General features: G+C 70.8%; 20 protein-coding genes. 13 read left to right on the top strand and 7 right to left on the bottom strand.

What is annotated here, in order from left to right:
• Nucleotides 1-24 precede the first annotated feature (24 nt).
• Both IEZ25_RS19265 and gmd read right to left on the bottom strand, forming a co-directional pair.
• A complete protein-coding gene (locus tag IEZ25_RS19265) occupies nucleotides 25-960 on the bottom strand; it encodes a GDP-mannose 4,6-dehydratase (RefSeq protein ID WP_318152346.1) in 936 nt (311 codons plus the stop codon).
• Nucleotides 957-1937 (bottom strand): GDP-mannose 4,6-dehydratase, encoded by a 981-nt coding sequence (gene gmd / locus IEZ25_RS19260; protein WP_191201104.1) that lies wholly within the window; start codon nucleotides 1935-1937, stop codon nucleotides 957-959. The genes IEZ25_RS19265 and gmd overlap by 4 nt, the downstream gene beginning before the upstream one ends.
• Nucleotides 1938-1978: 41 nt before the next feature.
• On the opposite strand from gmd, the gene galE reads away from it, so the two are divergent.
• Nucleotides 1979-2992, top strand: coding sequence for a UDP-glucose 4-epimerase GalE (gene galE / locus IEZ25_RS19255; RefSeq protein WP_191201103.1), 1014 nt, complete (start codon nucleotides 1979-1981; stop codon nucleotides 2990-2992).
• A gap of 122 nt (nucleotides 2993-3114) precedes the next feature.
• Here galE and IEZ25_RS19250 read toward each other — a convergent pair whose 3' ends face one another.
• Entirely contained in the window at nucleotides 3115-4017 is a 903-nt protein-coding gene (locus IEZ25_RS19250; RefSeq protein ID WP_191201102.1) for a dihydropteroate synthase, read from the bottom strand.
• Between the two features lie 31 nt (nucleotides 4018-4048).
• Between IEZ25_RS19250 and IEZ25_RS19245 the strand changes: the two genes are divergently transcribed.
• A complete protein-coding gene (locus IEZ25_RS19245) occupies nucleotides 4049-4726 on the top strand; it encodes a dihydrofolate reductase family protein (RefSeq protein ID WP_318152345.1) in 678 nt (225 codons plus the stop codon).
• A 10-nt stretch (nucleotides 4727-4736) separates the two neighbouring features.
• On the opposite strand, the gene IEZ25_RS19240 is transcribed toward IEZ25_RS19245, so the two are convergent.
• Both IEZ25_RS19240 and IEZ25_RS19235 read right to left on the bottom strand, forming a co-directional pair.
• Nucleotides 4737-6677, bottom strand: coding sequence for an adenylyl cyclase (locus tag IEZ25_RS19240; RefSeq protein WP_191201100.1), 1941 nt, complete (start codon nucleotides 6675-6677; stop codon nucleotides 4737-4739).
• Nucleotides 6678-6760: 83 nt separating this feature from the next.
• Nucleotides 6761-7288: a type 1 glutamine amidotransferase domain-containing protein gene (locus IEZ25_RS19235; RefSeq protein WP_191201099.1), complete on the bottom strand. Its 528-nt coding sequence runs from the start codon at nucleotides 7286-7288 to the stop codon at nucleotides 6761-6763.
• Between the two features lie 76 nt (nucleotides 7289-7364).
• On the opposite strand from IEZ25_RS19235, the gene npdG reads away from it, so the two are divergent.
• Nucleotides 7365-8030 carry an NADPH-dependent F420 reductase gene (npdG, locus tag IEZ25_RS19230; RefSeq protein WP_318152344.1) on the top strand — a complete coding sequence of 222 codons (666 nt, stop codon included), beginning with the start codon at nucleotides 7365-7367 and terminating at the stop codon, nucleotides 8028-8030.
• Nucleotides 8031-8033: 3 nt separating this feature from the next.
• Here the strand turns inward: npdG and IEZ25_RS19225 are convergent, their stop codons facing one another.
• Nucleotides 8034-9662, bottom strand: a complete 1629-nt coding sequence (locus IEZ25_RS19225; protein ID WP_191201097.1) for a thiamine pyrophosphate-binding protein — start codon at nucleotides 9660-9662, stop codon at nucleotides 8034-8036.
• A 63-nt stretch (nucleotides 9663-9725) separates the two neighbouring features.
• On the opposite strand from IEZ25_RS19225, the gene IEZ25_RS19220 reads away from it, so the two are divergent.
• The 4 genes from IEZ25_RS19220 (at nucleotide 9726) to IEZ25_RS19205 (ending at nucleotide 14239) form a co-directional block, all read left to right on the top strand.
• Nucleotides 9726-10955 (top strand): alpha-hydroxy acid oxidase, encoded by a 1230-nt coding sequence (locus tag IEZ25_RS19220; protein WP_191201096.1) that lies wholly within the window; start codon nucleotides 9726-9728, stop codon nucleotides 10953-10955.
• A 78-nt stretch (nucleotides 10956-11033) separates the two neighbouring features.
• Nucleotides 11034-11732, top strand: a complete 699-nt coding sequence (locus IEZ25_RS19215) for a class II aldolase/adducin family protein (RefSeq protein ID WP_191201095.1) — start codon at nucleotides 11034-11036, stop codon at nucleotides 11730-11732.
• Nucleotides 11733-11902: 170 nt separating this feature from the next.
• On the top strand, nucleotides 11903-13006 hold the full coding sequence (gene dctP / locus IEZ25_RS19210; protein WP_191201094.1) for a TRAP transporter substrate-binding protein DctP: 1104 nt from the start codon (nucleotides 11903-11905) through the stop codon (nucleotides 13004-13006).
• A 6-nt stretch (nucleotides 13007-13012) separates the two neighbouring features.
• Nucleotides 13013-14239 carry a cytochrome P450 gene (locus IEZ25_RS19205; protein ID WP_191201093.1) on the top strand — a complete coding sequence of 409 codons (1227 nt, stop codon included), beginning with the start codon at nucleotides 13013-13015 and terminating at the stop codon, nucleotides 14237-14239.
• Between the two features lie 72 nt (nucleotides 14240-14311).
• Here IEZ25_RS19205 and dctP (IEZ25_RS19200) read toward each other — a convergent pair whose 3' ends face one another.
• Complete coding sequence (gene dctP / locus IEZ25_RS19200; RefSeq protein WP_191201092.1) at nucleotides 14312-15409, bottom strand: TRAP transporter substrate-binding protein DctP; 1098 nt, start codon at nucleotides 15407-15409, stop codon at nucleotides 14312-14314.
• A 176-nt stretch (nucleotides 15410-15585) separates the two neighbouring features.
• Here dctP (IEZ25_RS19200) and IEZ25_RS19195 point away from each other — a divergent pair, with 176 nt between their 5' ends.
• From IEZ25_RS19195 to IEZ25_RS19170, 6 genes are all read left to right on the top strand, one after another.
• The gene (locus tag IEZ25_RS19195) at nucleotides 15586-16476 is read left to right on the top strand and encodes an alpha/beta fold hydrolase (RefSeq protein ID WP_191201091.1); all 891 of its coding nucleotides are present in this window, start codon (nucleotides 15586-15588) and stop codon (nucleotides 16474-16476) included.
• Entirely contained in the window at nucleotides 16473-17150 is a 678-nt protein-coding gene (locus IEZ25_RS19190) for an EthD domain-containing protein (protein WP_191201090.1), read from the top strand. The genes IEZ25_RS19195 and IEZ25_RS19190 overlap by 4 nt, the downstream gene beginning before the upstream one ends.
• Nucleotides 17151-17161: 11 nt before the next feature.
• Nucleotides 17162-17683, top strand: a complete 522-nt coding sequence (locus IEZ25_RS19185; RefSeq protein WP_191201089.1) for a TRAP transporter small permease — start codon at nucleotides 17162-17164, stop codon at nucleotides 17681-17683.
• On the top strand, nucleotides 17680-19131 hold the full coding sequence (locus tag IEZ25_RS19180) for a TRAP transporter large permease (RefSeq protein ID WP_191201088.1): 1452 nt from the start codon (nucleotides 17680-17682) through the stop codon (nucleotides 19129-19131). The genes IEZ25_RS19185 and IEZ25_RS19180 overlap by 4 nt, the downstream gene beginning before the upstream one ends.
• Nucleotides 19107-19919: an SDR family NAD(P)-dependent oxidoreductase gene (locus IEZ25_RS19175; RefSeq protein WP_318152343.1), complete on the top strand. Its 813-nt coding sequence runs from the start codon at nucleotides 19107-19109 to the stop codon at nucleotides 19917-19919. The genes IEZ25_RS19180 and IEZ25_RS19175 overlap by 25 nt, the downstream gene beginning before the upstream one ends.
• A gap of 99 nt (nucleotides 19920-20018) precedes the next feature.
• Nucleotides 20019-20637, top strand: a 619-nt coding sequence (locus tag IEZ25_RS19170) for an ABC transporter substrate-binding protein (RefSeq protein WP_191201087.1), incomplete at its 3' end; no start/stop codon positions are given.

Below are 20637 nucleotides of genomic sequence, written 5' to 3'. Positions count from 1 at the left end.
CCGCCGGGGCCAGACGACGGGCGGCTACGTGAGGTCGGCGGCGACCATCCGGGCGACGAGCTCCTCGAAGGACACGGTCGGCGCCCAGCCGAGCTCCTCGCGCAGCCGGCCGGCATCGCCGACGAGCTCGGTCGGATCAGCGGGGCGGAAGAACGCCTCGTCCTGACGGACCAGCGGCTCCCAGTCGGTGATGTCGGCAGCGGCGAAGGCGGCCGCGACGAAGTCGCGCACCGAGTGCGCGCGGCCGGTGGCCACGACGTAGTCCGACGGCTGGTCGGCGCGGGCGGCGCGGATCATCGCGTCGACGTAGTCGGGGGCCCAGCCCCAGTCGCGACGGGCGTCGAGGTTGCCCAGCACCAGCTCGTCGGCCTCGCCCTTGGCGATGGCGGCGACCCCTGAGGTGATCTTGCGCGTCACGAACCGCTCGTGACGGCGCGGCGACTCGTGGTTGTAGAGGATGGCGCTCGACACGTGGAGGTCGCGCTGGCGGAAGACGCGGGAGGCGAGATGGGCGTACGCCTTGGCGGCGCCGTAGGGGTTGACCGGCTGCAGCGGCGTGTCCTCGGTCTGCGGCGAGTCGACCGGCTCGCCGAAGATCTCCGCGCTCGAGGCCTGCACGAAGCGGACGTCGCCGACCTGGTGGGCGGTCTCCATCAGCGCGACGGCTGCATGTCCGTTGACCAGGGCGGTGGCGTCGGGCTCCTCCCACGACTGGGCGACGGAGCTGATCGCGGCGAGGTTGTAGAGCTCCTGCGGTGCCAGGTCGAGCACGAGCCGTCGGGTCGCCTCGACGTCGGTGAGGTCACCACCGTGCAGGACGACCTCGGCGGGGCAGTGGGCCGGGGGGCCGTCGGTCGTGAAGACCAGCGCGTGGACGTCGTACCCCTCGGTGACGAGCCGCTCGGCGAGGTAGGTGCCGTCCTGGCCCCCGATGCCGGTGATGAACGCCCGAGGGGTCACCAGCCCGCCTTCGCGGCGGCGATGTCGGCGTCCACCATCATCGCGACCAGCTCGGCGAAGGAGACGGTCGGCGTCCAGCCGAGCCTGTCCTTGGCCTTCGAGGCGTCGCCGATGAGCAGCTCGACCTCGGCCGGGCGCATGAAGCGCGGGTCCTGCTTGACCAGGTGCGCCCAGTCGTCGATGCCGATGTGACGGAAGGCGAGATCGAGGTAGTCACGGATCGACCAGGTCTCGCCGGTCGCGATGACGTAGTCGTCGGCCTGGTCCTGCTGGAGCATCCGCCACATCGCCTCGACGTAGTCGCCGGCGAATCCCCAGTCGCGACGCGAGTCGAGGTTGCCGAGCGTGATGTCGTCCTGGAGGCCGAGGCTGATCCGCGCGACCGCCTGGCTGATCTTGCGGGTCACGAACTCCGGCCCGCGACGCGGCGACTCGTGGTTGAAGAGGATGCCCGACGAGGCGTGCATGCCGTAGGACTCGCGGTAGTTGATGGTCATGTAGTGGCCGTAGACCTTGCTCACTCCGTAGGGGGAGCGCGGCCACAGCAGGGTGCTCTCCGACTGGGGCACCTCCTGCACCTTGCCGAACATCTCCGAGCTCGAGGCCTGGTAGAAGTGGATGCGCGAGGGGTCGTCACCGGCGTGGAGCCGCACGGCCTCGAGCATGTTGAGCACCCCCATGCCGGTCACGTCGCTGGTGACGAACGCGTTCTCCCAGGAGTAGGCGACGAACGAGATCGCGCCGAGGTTGTAGACCTCGTCGGGGTCGGCGTCGCGCATGGCGCGCATGAGGCTGGAGAGGTCGGTCAGGTCACCGTTGTGCAGGGTGACGTCGGGGACGAGGTTCTCGACGAGCTCGCGCCGCGGGTTGTTCTGGCCGCGGATCAGACCGTGGACGTCGTACCCCTTCTCGAGCAGCAGCTCGGCGAGGTAGAGGCCGTCCTGGCCAGTGATTCCGGTGATCAGCGCGCTGGGCATGGCCCCAGTCTGTCAGGGCGCGTCGTCGTTAGGGTGGGCTCATGAAGATCCTCGTCAGCGGCGGCGCCGGCTACATCGGCTCGCACACCGTCATCCAGCTCGTCGCGGCCGGCCACGACGTGGTCGTCGTCGACAACTTCAGCAACGCCCACCCGACGGTGCTGGGCCGGATGGAGTCGCTGACCGGCACGAGCATCCCCACGCACTCCTTCGACCTGTGCGACTACGACAAGACCGAGCACCTCTTCGCCGCCGAGGACTTCGACGCGGTGATCCACTTCGCCGGCTACAAGGCCGTCGGTGAGAGCGTCGCCAAGCCGCTCGACTACTACGAGAACAACCTGGGCTCGACCTTCTCGCTGGTGCGGGCGATGCAGAAGAACGACGTCGACAAGCTGGTCTTCTCCTCCAGCGCGACCGTCTACGGCACGGACCAGGCCGGTGCGACCGAGGACCGACGCACGTTCGCGACCAACCCCTACGGCTGGACCAAGGTCATGCAGGAGCAGATCCTGCGCGACGTCGCCGCGGCCGCACCGCAGATGCGCTTCGCGCTGCTGCGCTACTTCAACCCGGTCGGCGCCCACGAGTCCGGCACGATCGGCGAGGACCCCTCGGGCATCCCGAACAACCTGATGCCGTTCATCGCCCAGGTGGCCGTCGGCAAGCGCGACAAGCTCGCCGTCTTCGGCGACGACTACGACACCGTGGACGGCACCGGCGTGCGCGACTACATCCACGTCGAGGACCTCGCCGCCGGACACGTCGCCGCCCTCGAGGCGCTGACCACGACGACCGAGCCGGTCAACGTCTGGAACCTCGGCTCGGGCCACGGCACCAGCGTGCTCGAGCTGCTGCACGCCTTCGAGCGGGCGGTCGGCCGCGAGCTCCCCTACGAGGTCGTCGCCCGCCGCCCAGGCGACGTCGCGACGTCGTACGCCGACGCCTCCAAGGCCAACGACGAGCTCGGCTGGCGGACGCGGAGGTCCGTCGACGAGATGGCGGCCGACACCTGGCGCTGGCAGTCTCAGAACCCCCAGGGCTACTCGAGCTGACGCGCGTGGCGCGTTCGTTCTTCGTCTGACTCGTCCAGGGTGGCGGCGTACGACACCCCTGCGGCCCGACTCGACGTCGTACGCCGCCAGGGTGGCGGAGCGGATGTCGTACGCCGCCAGGCTCAGCGGACCTCGAGCTCGGCCAGCGCCTTGAGCACGACCCGGAGGTGCGGGACCTCGTGGACCCGGAGCAGGTGGGTGCCGCCGAGGACGGCGAACGTGGCGTAGAAGCCCTCGGCCTTGCGGAGCTCGTCGCCGAAGATGTCGTAGGAGTTCGGCAGCACGTTGCAGACCGGTACGCCGAGGGGGCGCAGGCGGAAGGTCTGGGTCAGCACCCGCGTCTGGTGCCGCGAGCGGACCATCGGGTCCATCAGGTTGCCGTAGACGAAGCCCATGCCCGGGTCGACGATCACCTTGGTGACGCCCAGTGACCGGGCGTGGGCCAGCCGCGGGGCGAAGTGGTCGAGCAGCACCGGCATCGGGTCGGCGTCGGGCGGCACGTCGGCGACCTCGCGCACGTTGGCGGTCTCGCCGAAGCACATGACGACCGCGGCGTCGTACTCCGCAGCGAGGGCCAGCATGTCGTCCTCGTGCTGCCGACCGGTCATGTTGAGCGCCCGCGCACCGGCGTCGAGGCAGGCGCGCACGACGGCCGGCTGGTAGGTCTCGACGGAGACGATCGCCTCCTCGGCGAGGCCCTTGACGGCCGGCACGAGGGCGCTGATCTGGTCCTCGGGTGAGACGCGGGCCGTGCCCTGGTTGCTCGACTCGGCGCCGAGGTCGATGATCTGGGCGCCCTGGGCCGCCTGGATCCTGCCCATCCGGACGGCGTCGGCCGGGCTGGTGGCGACGCTCTCGCGATAGCTGGAGTCACGCGACAGGTTCACGCACCCCATCAGCGTGACCGGTCCGTCGCCGATCGCGACCGGGCCGTGCGGACCGTCGACGACCACGGGTGCGACGGGGGTCGCCCAGGCGTCGCCGTGGGCGGCCTGGAGGGCTGCGAGTTCCGCAAGGGTGATCACCCTGCTCAGGGTAGGCGGCAGGATGTCGAGGGTGACCGAGCCCCTCGTGCTGCAGCCTCTCGCCGCCCTCTCCGACCAGGAGCTGGCCGACGCCTACGCGCCACCCGACGGGCCCTGGCTCCGGGTCAACTTCGTCAGCACCGTCGACGGCTCCGCGACCGGCACCGACGGGCTCAGCTCAAGCATCAACACCACCGCTGACAACCGCGTCTTCGGTGCCATTCGTGCCCGTGCGCACTGCCTCATCGTGGGCGCGGGCACGCTGCGCGACGAGGAGTACGACGTCCCGGCCGTGCCGCTCGTCGTCGTCAGCCGCTCGGCGGACCTGCCGCCCACCGTGGCCGACGCCGCGTCCGGCCGCCTGCTGATGGCCACCGTGGCCTCTGCCGCCGGCCTGGCCGAGACGCGAGCGAGGCTGGGCGAGGACCACGTCCTGGTCCTGGGTGAGGAGGAGATCGACTTCGTCGCCCTCAAGACCGCACTGGCCGAGCGGGGGTGGACCGAGCAGCTCTGCGAAGGTGGTCCGTCGCTCTTTGCCGACCTCCTCGCCGCCGGTGTCGTCGATGAGCTGTGCTGGACCGTCGTTCCGCGCCTCGTGGGCGGCGACGGCCCGCGGATAGCGGCGGGCGCCGACGTGGACGTCGCGCTGCGCCCCGCCCTGCTGCTGGAGCAGGACGGGACGCTGCTGGGGCGCTGGCTCGTCGAGTGAGCGCCGTGGCTCAGCCCACGGCGGGGTAGTCGACCACGAAGCTCGGGGTGCCCGGCGCCTCGCTGTCGACGCGGTCGCCGACGTCGTTGACGACGTGCTCGATGCTGCCGGCCTCGAGGTTGACCGTCATCACGTGGTGGAGGCGTACGCCGCTGCGCTCGGGCACGTCGAAGCCGCTCTCGGTCGTGATGGTGGGGTCGTTGCGGTTGAAGACGTAGACCCCGCCCCCGAAGAGCTGGTGGCGCCGGACATCTCCGGAGACCTGGTAGCCCGGCCAGCCGAGCGTGCCGTCCGGCTGGGTCCAGTCGGCTTGGCTGGGCGGGTCGTAGGGGAGCTCGTTCTGGTAGAGCACGACGTGTCCGTCCTCACCGTTCCAGACGGTGTTGAGCTGCTGGAAGTGCTCGACGAACAGCCCGGTCGCTCGCACGCGATCACCGTTCACCACGACGCCGACGCGTCCGGTGTTGGTGTTCCAGCGGTCGGTGTCACCCGCGACCCCGGCGGTGAAGCCCTCGACGCCGTGGTCGGCGCGCCACACCCAGATGTGGTCGATGAGCACGTCGTCGGCGTCGACGACCAGCGCGGTGTCGACCTTGCCGACGTGAGGACCGCCGACGCGGAAGTAGACGTCGTTGAGGGTGGTGCTCGGCGCTGAGCGTCGCCCGTGGGTGCGGGGGAGGGCATGGCCCCGGTGGTGCCCGTGGCCGTGGCCGGGCGTGCCCTTGATGTGCATGAGGTTGCGTGACAGCCCGGTGCCCGCATCGATGGTGACTCCGGCGACGACGACGCCGCGCGCCTTGCCGTCGACGACGACCGGGGTCGCGCCGCGGGTGGCGGTGAGGGTGGCGTGGCCCAGGCCGAGCACGACGGTGTCGCTGCGGCGGATCTCCAGGCTCCGGTCGATGTCGTAGACGCCCGGGGTGAGGAGCAGGTGCTTGCCTCGGTCGAGGGCCCTCGCGAGGTCGCGGGCCGGCTGGTCGGGGCTGGCGACGTGGAACGACGAGAGCGGCAGGTCGCGCCCGGCCGCCTGGCCGGACGTCCAGTCCGGGCCGACCGAGTCGGTGCGCGCGTCGGGCACGCGGACCCGCCAGGCGCCCGCCCCGTCGACGTACAGGAACGGCTTCTCGCGGCTCAGGGGCGTGCGGTCGAGGGTCGTGTAGGTCTCGGCCGGGAAGCCGGTCTCCGACGGGGCGCCGATCGTGCCGGCGAAGACCTGGTTCCACACGCCGTTGGACCACGAGCCGAGCTCGCTGTTGCGGGTCAGCCACTGCTGCTGCGAGCCGTTGACGACGGTGCCGGCACGGGAGTCGGCGAGGTAGCCGCCGCTGGCGAACTGCGGACCGTCGGTGCAGTAGTCCATCAGCGACAGGTCGCCGCCGCGGATGTCGACCCGGCGCAGCGACGCGGCCTGGGAGGTGGCCCAGAAGTTCGCGGTGGCGCGGCACCCGTCCTGCCCCGACCCGTTGACGTCGAGGGTGAGGTTGGACAGGGAGCGCCAGAAGTTGTTGAGCGCGATGCAGTAGGGCTGGGTCGGCCCGTCGGTGATGCAGCGGTTGTAGACCTCGATCTTGCCGTTGACCACCGTGTCCGACGGTGAGGCACCGAGTCCGGCGACCTCGGTGTAGTAGCCGACCTTGATCTGCAGCGGCTCGGCGTCGGTGCCGTAGGTGCCCGGCTCGAAGAGCAGCGCCCATCGCTCGGACGACATCTCGGCGTCGACCTGCTGGGCCCAGATCTCGTCGGCCTTCTGCTTGATCTCGGTGACAGGCATCGAGTCGTCGAAGACGATCGTGCGCGGACCGAGGTCGGGGCCGGCGGACGCCGGCGGGTGGTGGTCGCGCCCGGCGACGGCATCGGAGGTGACGGCGATGGGCGCCAGTCCCACCACCGCCAGGACCAGTGCGGTGAGGGCGGCTCGTCGTGGCGTGGAGCGGCGAGGCAGGCGTGGCATGAGGGTGGACCTTCCCGAGTGAGAGCGCTTCCACCCGAGTATGCCGCTGATGTGTGACTCACGCCACACCTGCGTGCGCGGGGTCAGTCCCCGATCGCGGCGAGCAGCGCGCTGTTGAACGCGGGGATGTCGTCGGGGTTGCGGCTGGTGATCAGGTTGCCGTCGACGACGACCTCCTCGTCGACCCACTCGCCACCGCCGTTGCGGATGTCGGTCTGCAGGCTCGGCCAGCTGGTGAGGCGCCTGCCGCGCACGCGGTCGGCCTCGACCAGCGTCCACGGGGCGTGACAGATCGCGGCGACAGGCTTGCCGGAGTCGAAGAAGTCACGGACGAACGCCACGGCCTCCGCGTCGGTGCGGAGCGCGTCGGGGTTGGCGACGCCGCCGGGCAGCACCAGCGCGTCGTAGTCACCGATCGACACGTCGCTCACCCGGCGGTCGACCCGCTGGGTGCTGGACTTGTCGAGGTGCTGGAAGAGCTGGACCTCGCCCTCGTCGAGGGAGACGAGCTCGGCGGTGTGGCCGGCGTCGACCGCGGCCTGCCAGGGCTGGGTGAGCTCGACCTCCTCGATGCCTTCGGATGCGGTCAGGAATGCGATGCGCTTGGACATGTCCTCCACGCTCGCTCGCGCATCCGTGGCGGACAACACACGTGAGGGTGAGCCGTGTGCCGCTAGCGTCGGCCGGGTGAGCGACACCGACCTCTCTTCCCTGACCATCGCCGTCCTCGGCGGCACCGGGCCCCAGGGCCGCGGCCTCGCGCGCCGGTTCGCCGGCGCCGGCCTCGACGTCGTGCTCGGATCGCGAGACGCCGCGCGCGCCGCCGAGGCCGCCCACGCGCTCGCGTCGGTGGGCTCGTTGCGTGGCACCACCAACGCCGAGGCCGCGGCTGCCGGCGACATCGTGCTCGTCGTGGTGCCCTGGGACGGTCATGGTGAGCTGCTCACCTCGCTGAAGGACACCCTCGCGGGCAAGGTCGTCGTCGACTGCGTGAACCCGCTCGGCTTCGACAAGCAGGGCGCGTACGCGCTGCCCGTCGAGGAGGGCTCGGCGACCCAGCAGGCGGCGGCGATCCTCACCGACTCCCGTGTCGTCGGTGCCTTCCACAACGTCAGCGCCGTGCTGCTCGAGGACCCGACCGTCGAGCGGATCGAGACCGACGTGCTGGTCCTGGGCGACGACCGGGAGGCCACCGACCTCGTCCAGGCGCTCGCCGACGCAGTGCCGGGCATGCGCGGGCTGTACGGCGGCAGGCTCCGCAACGCCCACCAGGTGGAGGCCCTGACCGCCAACCTGATCTCCGTCAATCGGCGCTACAAGGCCCACGCCGGGGTGCGGCTCACCGACGTCTGATGCTCAGTGCGTGCCGCGGTTGAAGGCCTCCTCCAGCCAGGCGGCGCGGACGCCGTCGGTGATGCGGAAGTCGATGAGGGTCGGTCCCGTGACACCTGCTTCGAGTGCTTGCCGGCAGGCCTCGAGGGTGTCTTCGTCGTCCACCGTCATCGCGCGTAGGCCGAGCGCCTCGGCCACCGGTGCCAGGGGCGCGGTCGTCGGGAACTGGCTGGTCCCGGAGGGGAGTCCGGACATCCGGAGGAAGTGCAGCTCGGCACCGTAGGCCGCGTCGTTGAAGACCGCGACCACCACGGGCAGGCCGCTGCGGGCGACAGTGTCCAGCTCGCCCAGGCTCATGAGCAGACCGCCGTCCCCGACCGCGGCGACGACGGTCCGGCTCGGGTCGGCCACGGACGCGCCGATCGCGGCGGCCAGGCCCAGGCCGATGGAGCCGAAGTCGAGGGTGAAGACGTAGTTCGCCGGACGCGTGACCGGCATGGCCATGGAGGGGAACCCCATGAAGTGCCCGCCGTCCACCGCGAGGACGGTGCTGTCGGGCAGCGCACGCGCCAAGGTCCGCGCGACCAGGCGTGGGTCGAGCCCCCGACCGTCGCCGGCATCCGGCTCGGGCGGGGACCCGCTGGCGATGCGGTCGGCGACCTCGGCGGTGCGGAAACGCTGCCCGCCCGGGACCCGAGCGAGCAGGTCGCGTGCCACGGCGCCGGCATCGCCGACGACGGCCACGTCGTGGCGGGTGTAGCGGCCGTGCGCGCCGGGGTCTTCGTCGACCTGCACGATCGTCGCGTCGGCGGAGAACAGGCCCCCGCCACGTGTCGTGAAGTGGTTGAGCGAGGCGCCGAGGGCGAGCACGCAATCGGCCTCGCCCAGGAGCTCGCGCATCTCCGTCGGCGCGAACCCGCCCGCGATGCCGACGGCGAAAGGGTGTCCGGAGAACCAGCCGTTGAGGGGGAGGGTGGTCGCGAGCAGTGCGCCCACGTGGTCGGCCAGGGCGACGACGTCGTCACGGCAGTCACCCTCGAGCGCGCCGCGTCCCGCGACGATCACCGGGCGTGCGGCAGATGCGAGGGCCTCGGTCGCAACCGAGAGGTCGCCGGGACTCACCGGCACGCGCGCGGCGACCGGCAGCTCGCACACCGTGTCGTGCGCGGCCATCTCCTGCAGGTCGGTCGGAAGGATCATGACCACGGGGCGACGGGTGTCGAGGGCCGTCCGCCAGGCGCGGGCGAGGTCGGCGTGTGCGGTGGCGGGGTCGAACGGGGAGGTGGCCAGGCCGGCGGCTGCGACCAGCGGCGCCTCGTCGATGTCCTGCGGTAGCCCCTGGACGCCGACGGGGGTGTCGCCGACCAGGGCCACCAGGGGAGTGCGGCCGCGGTGGGCCGTGATCAGCGCGGTCAGGGCGTTCGTGAGACCCGGCCCCTGGGTCACCGTGCAGACACCGACCCGACCGCTGCTGCGGGCGTACCCGTCGGCCATCGCGACCGCCGCCGCCTCGTGGCGGACCGCGTGGACGGTGATTCCGTGCTCGTGGACGAGCGTCGGGATCAGCTTCAGGTTGCCGTCGCCCATGAGCCCGAAGACGTCGGTGACGCCGAGGTGGGCGAGCTGGGCGGCTAGCGCCTCGAACGCTTTCATGTGTACTGTTATAACAGTTTCGACCACCGGCGTCAGCCGCGACGGGCACGAGGAGGAGTCAACGTGCACGACCTCCTCTCGGTCGCGTGCCACCAGGTCGTGGACTCGCTGCGCGACGTGGCTCGTCCCGCGGACAGGCGCCGGCAGCGGCTGGCCGCGCTGGGGTCGGTCGAGGAGGTCCGATCGGCGGCGCGGTCCGCGCTCCCGCGGGTGATCTTCGACTTCGTCGACGGCGGTGCCGCGGACGAGGTCACCCTGCGCCGCAACGTCGAGGCGTTCGACCGGCTTGCCCTCTCGCCGCACGTGCTCGTCGACGTGAGCGACCCCGACCTGTCGACGACGGTGCTCGGCGGCGGCGTGGACGTCCCGGTCCTCGGGGCGCCCACGGGTCTGTGCGGTCTCGTGCACGTGGACGGCGAGGCCGGTCTCGCGCGGGCCATGCAGGACGCGGGGTCGGTCTACACCCTGGCCGGCATGTCGTCGTACTCCATCGAGGAGGTCCGGACGGCCGCACCGCGAGGACGCCTCTGGTTCCAGACCTACCTGTGGCGTGACGACGCCATCGTCGACGGCCTGATGGCCCGCGCCGTGGAATGCGACTACGAGGCGCTGGTGGTCACGGTCGACGTTCCGCGTTCGGCGGACCGGCGGCGCGACCGTCGCCACCGGTTCACCGTTCCTCCCCGCCTGATTCCCCGGTCGGTCGTGGACGGACTCCGCCATCCGCGCTGGACGCGCGACCTGCTGCAGCACTCGCGGGTCACTGCCGCGAACATCGCTGGGATGGGCGACGACGCGGTGCGCGTGGCGTCCTACGTCGACAGCCAGTTCGACCCGTCGGCGTCGTGGGACGACCTGCGGTCCCTGCGTGCCCGCTGGAAGAGGCCCTTGGTCGTCAAGGGCATCCTCCGGCCAGACGACGCAGCCCGAGCCGTCGCCCTCGGGGCCGACGCCGTGGTCGTGTCCAACCACGGTGGCCGCCAGCTCGACCAGGCGCCAGCGACGCTGTCGGTCCTGCCGGCCATCGCCGAAGCGGTCGGGGACCGCGCCGAGGTCTATCTCGACAGCGGCGTACGGCGTGGCAGCGACGTCCTGAAAGCCAGGGCGCTGGGCGCCCGGGCCTGCCTGGTCGGTCGGCCGATCGTCTACGGCCTGGGTGCAGCAGGCGGTGCCGGCGCCCGTCGTGCCGTCGACGTCCTCGCCGAGGAGCTCCGGGTCGCGATGATGCTGACCGGCGTCCGCGCCTTCGACGACGTGGGGCCCGGCCTGGTCGAGGCGGTGGGCTCCGCATGAGCCCGACCCCCAGACGTGTCCCGGCGTCGGCAGGGAGCCGGCGCCACCTGAGCGAGCACGAGGAAAGGAACCACAGTCATGGCCTATGAAGAGCAGCGCGACCAGGTCCTCATGGCCTGTCGCGCCATGGCGGCGCAGGGCCTGGGAACGGGCATCGGCGGTCACGTCAGCGTCCGCGTCCCGGGCGAGGAGCTGTACTGGACGAACCGGCTCAGCAAGACCTTCGAGGAGATGGAGCTCGAGGACATCGTGCTGCTCGACTTCGAGGGTCGATCCGCCGACCCCGACGTCGTGGTCAGCCCCGGCATCGACTTCCACCACGGCATCTACATGCTGCGCCCGGACGTCAACGCGATCGTGCACACGCACGGGTTCTGGATCACCGCACAGGCCGCTCTCGGCCGCGAGCCACGGGTGCTGCACAACATGGCGACGTACTTCCGCGGTCGCACCGCCCTCGCGCCCGACGACGAGATCAAGTCCATCGCTCCCGCCATGAAGGAAGGCGACGTCTGCATCATCATCCCGTGGCACGGCTCCATCACCTTCGGCGCCGACATCGCCGAAGCGGCGGCGCTCCACAGCACGCTCGACTACGTCGCGCGCCTCGACGTGACCGCCCCGCCCGGGACCCCGGAGATGCCGGAGGAGCACGTCCTGGCGGTCGAGGCGCTCCTGGAGAAGGCCGACTACCTCAACCTCACGTGGGAGCTGCTCCAGCGCAAGGCGGCCCGCGCCTTCGACGGCACCTACACCACGCCGCTGGTCCAGCCGTGACCTGCTGACCGCGACTCGCGCACGGGCGCCGCCCCTTCCGGGGCGGCGCCCGTCGTCGTACCACCCCTTGACCAAAGACTGATAATCGTGATTACGATACGGCGGATTGTGACGGCACTCACGCCGGCCGGACGAGTGCGCACCCGCCCCCACGACCCGAGGACCGATCGATGAGACGACCCAGCACCGTGCGAACCTCCCTGGCCGCCGGCCTCTGCGCGGCGACCCTCGTGCTCGCCGGCTGTGGCGGAGGTGGTGGGTCGGACGACGGAGCCCGGACGCTGACCTTCACCATGATGGTGGGCGAGCAGACGCCCATCGGTGAGCTGTGGGCGTGGTGGCTCGACGAGATCGAGGAGGGCACCGACGGCGAGCTGACCTTCGACCGCTTCTGGGACGCCACCCTGCTCAAGTCCACCGAGACGATGGAAGGACTCAACGACGGCCGAGCCGATGTGGGGCAGGTCCTGCCCACGGTCTACGCCGGCCAGTTCCCTCTCACGAGCGTCGGCGAGCTGCCGTTCGAGACGTCCAACGCCGCGGCCATCGCCCAGGTGCTGGGGGACCTCGGGCGGGAGGAGGGCAGTCCGCTGGCCGAGGAGTGGGCCGGTCACTCGCTCATCCCGCTCGCCTGGTCGGTGGGGGCGTCCAGCGCTCTGGCGACGAACGAGCCGATCGAGACGGTCGAGGACCTCGACGGCCTGCGGCTGCGGGCCAACGACCGCGGCAGCCGGGTGCTGGAGCCGTCGGGTGCGAACCTGATCAACATCGAGCTGGCCGAGATCTACGGATCGATGGACCGCGGCCTGGTCGACGGCATCTACGGCATCCCCTTCAGCTTCACCGGACCGCTGAAGTACCCCGAGGTGGCCGACCACTTCACCGACCTGGGCATCGGCATCTCGACGGTGAACGGCCTCGCCGTCAGCCGGGACACGTGGTCGTCGCTGACTCCGGAGCAGCAGGACGTCATCACCGAGGTCAGCGACCGCGTGCCGGACAAGATCGCCGAGATCGAGCAGCGCTGGGAGGAGTCGTCATGCCAGGCCGTGCAGGAGGCGGGGGACTCGGTCCACGTGCTGAGCGAGGAGGAGTCGGCCAAGATCGAGCAGGCGGGGAAGGCCGGGGTCCTCGAGGCCTGGCAGCGGCAGGTCGAGGACGCCGGCGGCGACCCCGAGGCGTTCTACGCCCAGTACCGCGAGGGGCTGGAGGCGGCCGAGGCCGACCACAAGACCTTCCAGACCGGGATCCAGCGCTGCGTCGAGGCAGGCTGAGGACCGGTGACCCACGACCCCGGCTACGACCCGCTCGGCCCTGACGCTCTCGCCGACCCCATGGGCGCGACCGCTCCACTGCGGGCAGGCTGCCCGGTCCACCGGTTCGACGGCTTCGAGCCGCCGTTCTACACCCTCTCCCGCCACGAGGACGTCCTGGATGCGCTCAAGGACGTCGAGACGTTCTCCAGCCGCTACGGCCAAGGGCCTCACGTCACCGAGGAGCGCGGGATGAAGTCGGACCCGCCGACCCACACCTTCTTCCGGCGGCTGGTGAGCAAGGCGTTCACTGCTCGTGCCGTGCGGGAGATGGAGGGCCGCATCGAGGAGATCGTCGGCGAGCTGCTCGACGCGTTCGCGGACCGCGGCGAGGGCGATCTCCACGAGCACCTGGCGTTCCCGCTGCCCACCATCGTCATCGCCGAGATGCTCGGCGTGCCCGAGTCCGACCGGAGCCGGTTCAAGGGGTGGTCGGACGCCTGGGTGGCGGCCATGTCGGCCGTCGACCCGACCCCGTACGAGCCCGAGATCGCCTCGATGCGCGCCTACATCCTGGACGCCGTGCACGACAGGCGCGCTCTCGAGAAGTCCGGCCGGACGCTGCCCGACGACCTGATCTCGGCGCTGGTCTCCGCAGAGGAGAATGGTGAGCGTCTGCGGGACGAGGACGTGGTCAACGTCGTGCGCCAGCTCCTCGTCGGGGGCAACGAGACGACGACGTCGCTCATCACCAACGTCCTGCTGCGGCTGATGCAGGAGCCGACGCTGATGGCTCGGATCGTGGCAGACCCGACCCTGGCCGAGGTGGCCGTCGAGGAGAGCCTGCGCCACGACGCCCCGGTCCTGGGCCTGTTCCGCACGACGACCTGCCCGGTCCGGCGCGACGACACCGTGATCCCCGCGGGGGCGAAGGTGATGCTCCACTTCGGGTCGGCGAACCACGACGAGCAGGCATTCACCGACCCCGACGCGTTCTCGCTCGACCGCGACCCGCAAGAGCTCCGCAAGCACCTGGCCTTCGGTCACGGGATCCACGTGTGCCTGGGCGCCGCTCTGTCGCGACTGGAGGGCACGATCGCCCTGCGCGAGGTCGCGAGGCGGCTGCCGGGACTCGCCCTGGCCGGGACGCCGGAGCGGATCGAGCCGTTCATGCTCTGGGGCCGCAGCTCGCTGCCGGCCCGCTGGGACGTGCCGGACGGTCCTGCTGCCGCGGCCGCCTCCTCGCCTCGCTGACGAGGTCGAGTCACGACGAGAGGGCCCCGGCCACCAGCGGGGGTCGGGGCCCTCTCGTCGTCGGTGGTCTGCTCAGCCGGCGGCGCAGATCGCCACGCCGGTCTCGATGCCCGGGTTCTCCGCCTCGGCGGCGTCGAGCGCGCTGCGGTAAGACGCGTAGAACGCCTGCGGGTCCTCGCCGGCCTTGGTCACCTGGTCGCGCCATTCCTGGTCGACCTCGTCCTTGCCGGCGTCGGCGATCTTGTCCGACTCTGCCTGCGGCAGGACGAAGGCGGTGTCGTCCTCGGCCCTCACCTCGTCGCAGGACGACTCGTTCCAGGCTTGCTCGACCTCGGCGATCTTGGCGGGCACCTCGGAGTTGACCTCGAGGACCACCTCGCGCTGCTCGTCGCTGAGGGAGTCCCAGGTGGTCTCACCCATGGACAGGGCGTTCACGGTCGAGACGCCGATGCCCAGGTCGGTGAAGTGGTCGGCCACCTCGGGGTACTTCAGCGGTCCGGTGAAGCTGAAGGGGATGCCGTAGATGCCGTCGACCAGGCCGCGGTCCATCGATCCGTAGACCTCGGCCAGCTCGATGTTGATCAGGTTGGCGCCCACCGCGGCCAGCACCTTGCTTCCCCGGTCGTTGGCGCGCAGTCGCATCCCCGAGAGGTCGTCGGCCGTCTCGATCGGCTCGTTGGTCGCCAGGGCGCTGGAGGAGCCGATCGACCACGCGAGGGGGACCAGGCCCTTGTCGGACCACTCCGCCGCGAGGGGGGAGCCCTCGTCGCGGCCCAGCTCGCCGAGCGCCTGCGAGACCGCGGCGGGGTTGGAGCTCTCGAAGGGCAGCTCGCCGACGCTGCTGAGCGGGAACTTGCCGGCGTACACGGTGGGCAGGACCTGCCCCACGTCGGCACGGCCGTCGGCCAGGCCCTCCACGGTCTCGGTGGCACCGAGCAGGGTGGCGTCCCAGAACCGGTCGAAGGTGAGGGTGCCACCGGAGCGGTCCTCCACCTCATCCATCCACCAGGTCCAGACCTCGCCGATGGGAGTGGCCTCGCCGGCCATGTAGCTGAAGGTCAGCGTGCGCGCGTCCCCGTCGCCGGAGGCGCCGCCACCTCCGCATGCGGTCAGTGCGAGCGCTGCGGTCGAGAGGAGTGCGGTGACGCCCGCACCTCGGAACTTCTTCATCTGCTTCCTGACGTCTCGTGGGCACGACTCGCGCCGGCCTGGTGGGGAGTGGTCGGGGCCGACCCTGTTGTGATGGCGGCCACAGGAAGACTATAGTCACCATTATCAGGTTAGGCACAGATCGGCGGGGCGCGGGTGTGGTCCCAGGTGCCGGTCCCAGCGAGGAGGCGTGGCTCGTGTTCGACGGCTTCATGCGACGGATGGTCGATGTCGGCCCCGTCCGCATCAACGTGGTGCATGCAGGCTCCGGTCCTGCCGTGCTCCTGCTGCACGGCTACCCGCAGACGCTCGCCCAATGGGCTGACGTCGCCGACGTCCTCGCACAGGATTGCACGGTCGTCTGTGCCGACCTCCGCGGCTACGGCGGCTCGTCGAAGCCGGAAGGGGAGGGCGAGACGTACTCGTTCCGCTCCATGGCGGCCGATCAGCTCGCCGTGATGAGCGAGCTCGGGCACGACCGTTTCGTCGTCGCCGGGCATGACCGTGGCGGTCGGGTGGCGCATCGCATGGCGCTCGACGCACCTGAGCGGATCCGCGCCCTGGTGCCGTGCGACGTCGTCCCCACCTGGGCGATGTACGACGGCGTCGACCGCGCGCGGGCCGCCCGTTTCTGGCAGTGGTACTTCCTGCCCCTCCCGGCGCCCTTCCCCGAGCGGCTCATCGGCGGCGACCCTGACTACTACTTCGAGAACTGCCTGGTCACCAACGGCGGCATCGGCATCGAGGACGGTTTCGGGGCCGAGCAGCTGGCCGCCTACCGCGCCGCCTGGCGCGACCCGGAGATGATCCGGGCGTCCTGCTCGGACTACCGCGCCGGCGCGACGGTCGACCTCGAGCACGACGCGGCGGACCTCGATGTCAGCCTCCAGGTGCCGACCTTCCCGATCTGGGGTGCGGACGGTCTCCTCAAGGACCTCTTCGACATCGAGGCGGAGTGGCGCAAGCGCTGTCGCACCGTCACTCCCGCCACGGTCCCGGGCGGCCACTTCTTCCCTGACCAGCAGCCGAAGGCCACCGCCGACGCCATCGCGTCCGTCGTCCGTCGCGTCGAGGAGGCCCACGCATGATCGTCCGACTCGGCACCGCGCCGCGCATCGACGGCCTCGACTTCACCGACTTCCAGCGGCACTGGCGCACCAGCCACGCCGACGTGGTGGCACGGATGCCGGGGCTCCGCCGCTACCAGCAGTTCCACGCCGTCCTCGAGGAGGGCGAGCCGCTGCTTCCCTATCCCGGGTTCGACGCGTGCTCCGCGCTGCGCTTCGACACGGTCGAGGCGATGGACGCTGCCTTCGCCTCGACGGAGTTCGTCGGGTCGGTCCAGGCCGACGAGAAGGCGTTCGTCGACAAGACACGGTTCCGGGGGGTGGTGGGGACCTGGCAGCCGGACGGCGAGGACGACCTCGGGGTCGCCGGTTCGGTGCAGCTGCTGGTCCTCGTGGCGGCGGAGCCGGGCGTGTCGCCGGCCGAGCTGGCCGACAGGTTCGTCGTGGTACCGGCACCACCGGGTGCCGGTGCGATCGTCACCGACCACGGACTGCACGACGGACGGTTCCCCGCCGCCGCGGACGTGGTGCGTGTCGCTGCGTATGCCGACGTCGCCTCAGCGCTCGAGGGTGCCGAGGCCACGCGGCGTGCCGCAGGTGCAGCACAGGTCATCGGGGAACATCTGGCCCGGGTCGTGGAGGTCCCCCTGGGGACCGACGCGGACGGGCCGACTCACGAGAGGACGCAACAATGATCAGAAGTGTGGTGGAACGCCTCACCGCAGCCGTCGCGGCAGTCGGAGCCCTGGCCATCGCGGTCATCATGGTGCTGACCGTCGCCGACGTCCTGCGGCGGACGCTGACCGACAGGTCCATCCAGGGCGTGATCGAGGTCGCGCCGCTGCTGCTCCTCTCGGCAGCCGCGCTCGGCATGGGGTACGCCGAGCAGATCGGGGTGCACGTGCGCACCTCGATGGTCACCAGCCGGCTCCCGCGCGTCGCCGCACTCGCGTTCCGGTCGGCGGGGTCGCTCGTCTCCCTGGTCGTGCTCGCCTGGGTCGCGTGGGAGGCGCTCGACCGGGCGATCGCGTCGATCCAGAACAGCGACGTGACCCCGGGATTCGTCGCCTACCCCACCTGGCCCGCGCAGGTGCTGGTGCCGGTCGGGTTCGCCCTCTTCGCCGTCCACGTCTGCATCCGGCTCGTCGACGACGTGCGCGCGCTGCGCTCGGGCGAGGCCTTCGAAGAGGTCGAGGACGAGTTCGTGCTGGAGGCGACGCACGCATGAGCCCCGAGCTGATCGTCCTCATCTCCCTGGCCATCTTCGGCGTCATGCTGATGGCCGAGGCGCCCGTCGCGGCTGCCCTCCTCACGGCCAGCATCACCGGTCTCCTGCTGAACGCCGGCTTCGAACGAACGGCGGCCACGCTGTCGTCAGCGGCCTACCAGGCCACCAGCAGCTACTCGTTGGTGGTGATCCCGATGTTCATCCTGATGGGCGTCTTCGTCGCCAACGCCGGGATCCTCGCCAACATCTTCGACTTCGCCGCGCGCGTCACCCGCCGGCTCCCCGGGGGACTCGGCATCGCCACCGTGCTCTCGGCCGCGGGCTTCTCGGCCGTCACCGGCTCGAGCGCGGCGGCCGTCGTCACGCTCGGCCGGATGTGCGTCACCGAGATGACCCGACACGGCTACCGAGTTGCGTACGCGGCCAGCATCGTCGCTGCCTCCGGCACCCTGGGCGTGCTGATCCCGCCGAGCATCGTGCTGGTGATCTACGGGATCCTCACCAACGAGTCGGTCGGCCAGCTGCTGCTCGCCGCGATCATCCCCGGGATCCTCACCGCCGTCGCCTACATGGTTACGGTGGCCATCACGGCCTCGCGCCCCGCGAACGTCGATGCCGAGAAGCTCGTGCCTGCCGAGGTCGCCACGGTCGGAGCAGGAGCTCGTCCCGGTGCGGGGTCGGGTCCGTCCGCCGCCGTCGTCGACACCGAGGACGAGGTCGGTCGTCTCCGCGAGGAGGAGGTGCTGCCCTCGTCGCGTCGCGACGGCAGGACGCCGTTCATCAGCGGTCGCGAGATCGAGTCGATGGTCTACATCGCCCTCATCGCCGGTGCCGTGCTCGGCGGCATCTACGGCGGCTACTTCACCGAGACCGAGGCCGGCGCCGTCGGCGCCCTGCTGTCCCTCCTGGTGCTCATCATCCGCGGGCGACAGACCGAGGGCGGTGTCTGGCGAGGACTGACCACGGCCCTGCAGGAGACCGCGGCCAACACGGCGATGCTGATGGCACTGATCATCGCCGGATCGGTGTTCACGCTGTTCCTCGTGACGACCCGCATCCCCCAGGACCTCACACAGTGGATCGTGGGTCTCGACGTGAACAAGTACGTCGTCGTCGCGATCATCCTGCTGGTGCTGCTGGTGCTGGGAGCGCTGATCGACGGGATGTCGATCCTGCTGCTGACGATGCCGCTGACCTACCCGATCATCACGTCGCTGGGCTTCGACGGCCTCTGGTACGGGATCATCGCGGTGAAGATGATCGAGATCGGCCTGCTGACCCCACCGTTCGGCCTCAACGTGTTCATGATCTCGGGTGTGGTGAAGAAGGCCAAGGTCGAGGCGGTGTTCCGAGGTGTCGTTCCCTTCATCATCGCCGAGATGGCCGTCGTGCTGATCATCATCGTCTTCCCCGAGGTCGTGACGTGGCTGCCCTCGAAGGCGGGCTGATGCCCGGCGCCCTCGGCGGCAAGGTCGCGCTGGTGACCGGTGCGGGCTCCGGGCTGGGGCGGGCCATCGCCGTCGAGTACGCCGTCGAGGGGGCCGCGGTCCTGTGCAGCGACCGTGACGCGGTCGGCGTCCAGGACGTGGTGGCGGCGATCCGCGGGAGCGGTGGCACCGCGACGGCACACGTCGGTGACGTCACGTCGGAGTCGGACTGCGCAGCGGCGGTCGCCCTGGCACTTGCCGAGCTCGGCGGGCTCGACGTGGTGGTGGCCAACGCCGGCATCCCGGGGGAGGGCAAGGCCCACGAGATCTCGCTCGACGACTGGTCGAAGGTGATCGGGGTGAACCTCACGGGTGTGTTCCTCACGGTCCGCGCGGCGCTGCCGCACCTGGTCGGGCAGGGCGCGGGAAGCATCGTCCTCACGGCGAGCATCGCCGGCCTGGTCGGGCTGCCCAACATCCCGGCGTACGCCGCCGCCAAGGGAGGGGTGGTGGCCCTGGGGCGCCAGCTTGCGCGGGAATATGCACCCGACGGCATCCGCACCAACGTCATCGCACCCGGCACCATCCTCACCCCGCTCGTCGAGGATGCGTTCCGGCAGCGCCACGGTGACGGCATCGAGGAAGCGTTGTCCAGGCGCGCGACAGCCGTGCCGCTCGGGAGGCTCGGCTCCCCCGAGGACGTGGCCAGGGCCGCGGTGTACCTCGGGTCGGACGCCTCCGGCTGGGTCACCGGGACCGTGCTGACCGTCGACGGAGGCAATGTGCACCTCGGCCCGGTCCAGGGGTAGATCCTCGCGGCAGCCAACCCTTGACTTTGTGATCCGTATAACTATGCTCATCATTCGTATGGTGAGCATCACCTCGGGTCGACAGTTCAGGAGAGAGTCATGCCTTCCTTCCACGCCACGAGCGTCCGGACCCGTCTCGCCATGACGGCCTGCGCTGCCGGGCTCCTCGTGCTCACGACGGCCTGCGGCTCGGGCGACGACCCGGACGGCGCGGAGGCCTCCGACGGCACCATCACCGTGGCGAACTTCGCCGGCGCCGGCATCACCCTGCCCGATCAGCTCGCCGCGTCGGAGGGATTCTTCGAGGAGCAGGGGATCACCGCCGACTTCGTGCAGGTGACCTCGGCCGGCACCCAGCTCGCGGCACTGACGTCCGGGTCCATCGACGTCGCCCAGAACGCCGTCGGTCAGGTGATGGCCGCCCAGCAGCAGGGCCAGGACGTCCGCCTGTTCTGCGGTGGGGTGTCGAAGGCGTGGAACGTCGTGATGGTCAAGGACGACTCCCCGATCGAGACCGTCGACCCGGCGGACTGGCGCGAGGGCTTCAAGGCGCTCGAGGGCACCACCTTCGGTCTCGACAGCCTCGGCGCCGGCCAGGAGGCCTACTTCCGCTCGCTGGCCGCCGAGGCCGGCGCCGACATCGATTCGATCAACCTCGTGGCGGTCGGCACGGTGGGCGAGGCGGCAGCGACGCTCTCGTCGGGACGGGTCGACGCGA

The sequence above is a fragment of the Nocardioides hwasunensis genome (assembly GCF_014779665.1).
Lineage (GTDB): Bacteria > Actinomycetota > Actinomycetes > Propionibacteriales > Nocardioidaceae > Nocardioides > Nocardioides hwasunensis.
The sequence above is the reverse complement of the archived record's forward strand: the minus strand, read 5'-3'. Positions and strand labels throughout refer to the sequence as shown.

Excerpts from the sequence above, each read along its gene's own strand:
- gmd (WP_191201104.1), bottom strand. The coding sequence starts at position 1,937 with ATGCCCAGCGCGCTGATCACCGGAATCACTGGCCAGGACGGCCTCTAC.
- galE (WP_191201103.1), top strand. The coding sequence starts at position 1,979 with ATGAAGATCCTCGTCAGCGGCGGCGCCGGCTACATCGGCTCGCACACC.
- IEZ25_RS19240 (WP_191201100.1), bottom strand. The coding sequence starts at position 6,677 with ATGCCACGCCTGCCTCGCCGCTCCACGCCACGACGAGCCGCCCTCACC.
- IEZ25_RS19235 (WP_191201099.1), bottom strand. The coding sequence starts at position 7,288 with ATGTCCAAGCGCATCGCATTCCTGACCGCATCCGAAGGCATCGAGGAG.
- IEZ25_RS19225 (WP_191201097.1), bottom strand. The coding sequence starts at position 9,662 with ATGAAAGCGTTCGAGGCGCTAGCCGCCCAGCTCGCCCACCTCGGCGTC.
- IEZ25_RS19215 (WP_191201095.1), top strand. The coding sequence starts at position 11,034 with ATGGCCTATGAAGAGCAGCGCGACCAGGTCCTCATGGCCTGTCGCGCC.
- dctP (WP_191201094.1), top strand. The coding sequence starts at position 11,903 with ATGAGACGACCCAGCACCGTGCGAACCTCCCTGGCCGCCGGCCTCTGC.
- dctP (WP_191201092.1), bottom strand. The coding sequence starts at position 15,409 with ATGAAGAAGTTCCGAGGTGCGGGCGTCACCGCACTCCTCTCGACCGCA.
- IEZ25_RS19190 (WP_191201090.1), top strand. The coding sequence starts at position 16,473 with ATGATCGTCCGACTCGGCACCGCGCCGCGCATCGACGGCCTCGACTTC.
- IEZ25_RS19180 (WP_191201088.1), top strand. The coding sequence starts at position 17,680 with ATGAGCCCCGAGCTGATCGTCCTCATCTCCCTGGCCATCTTCGGCGTC.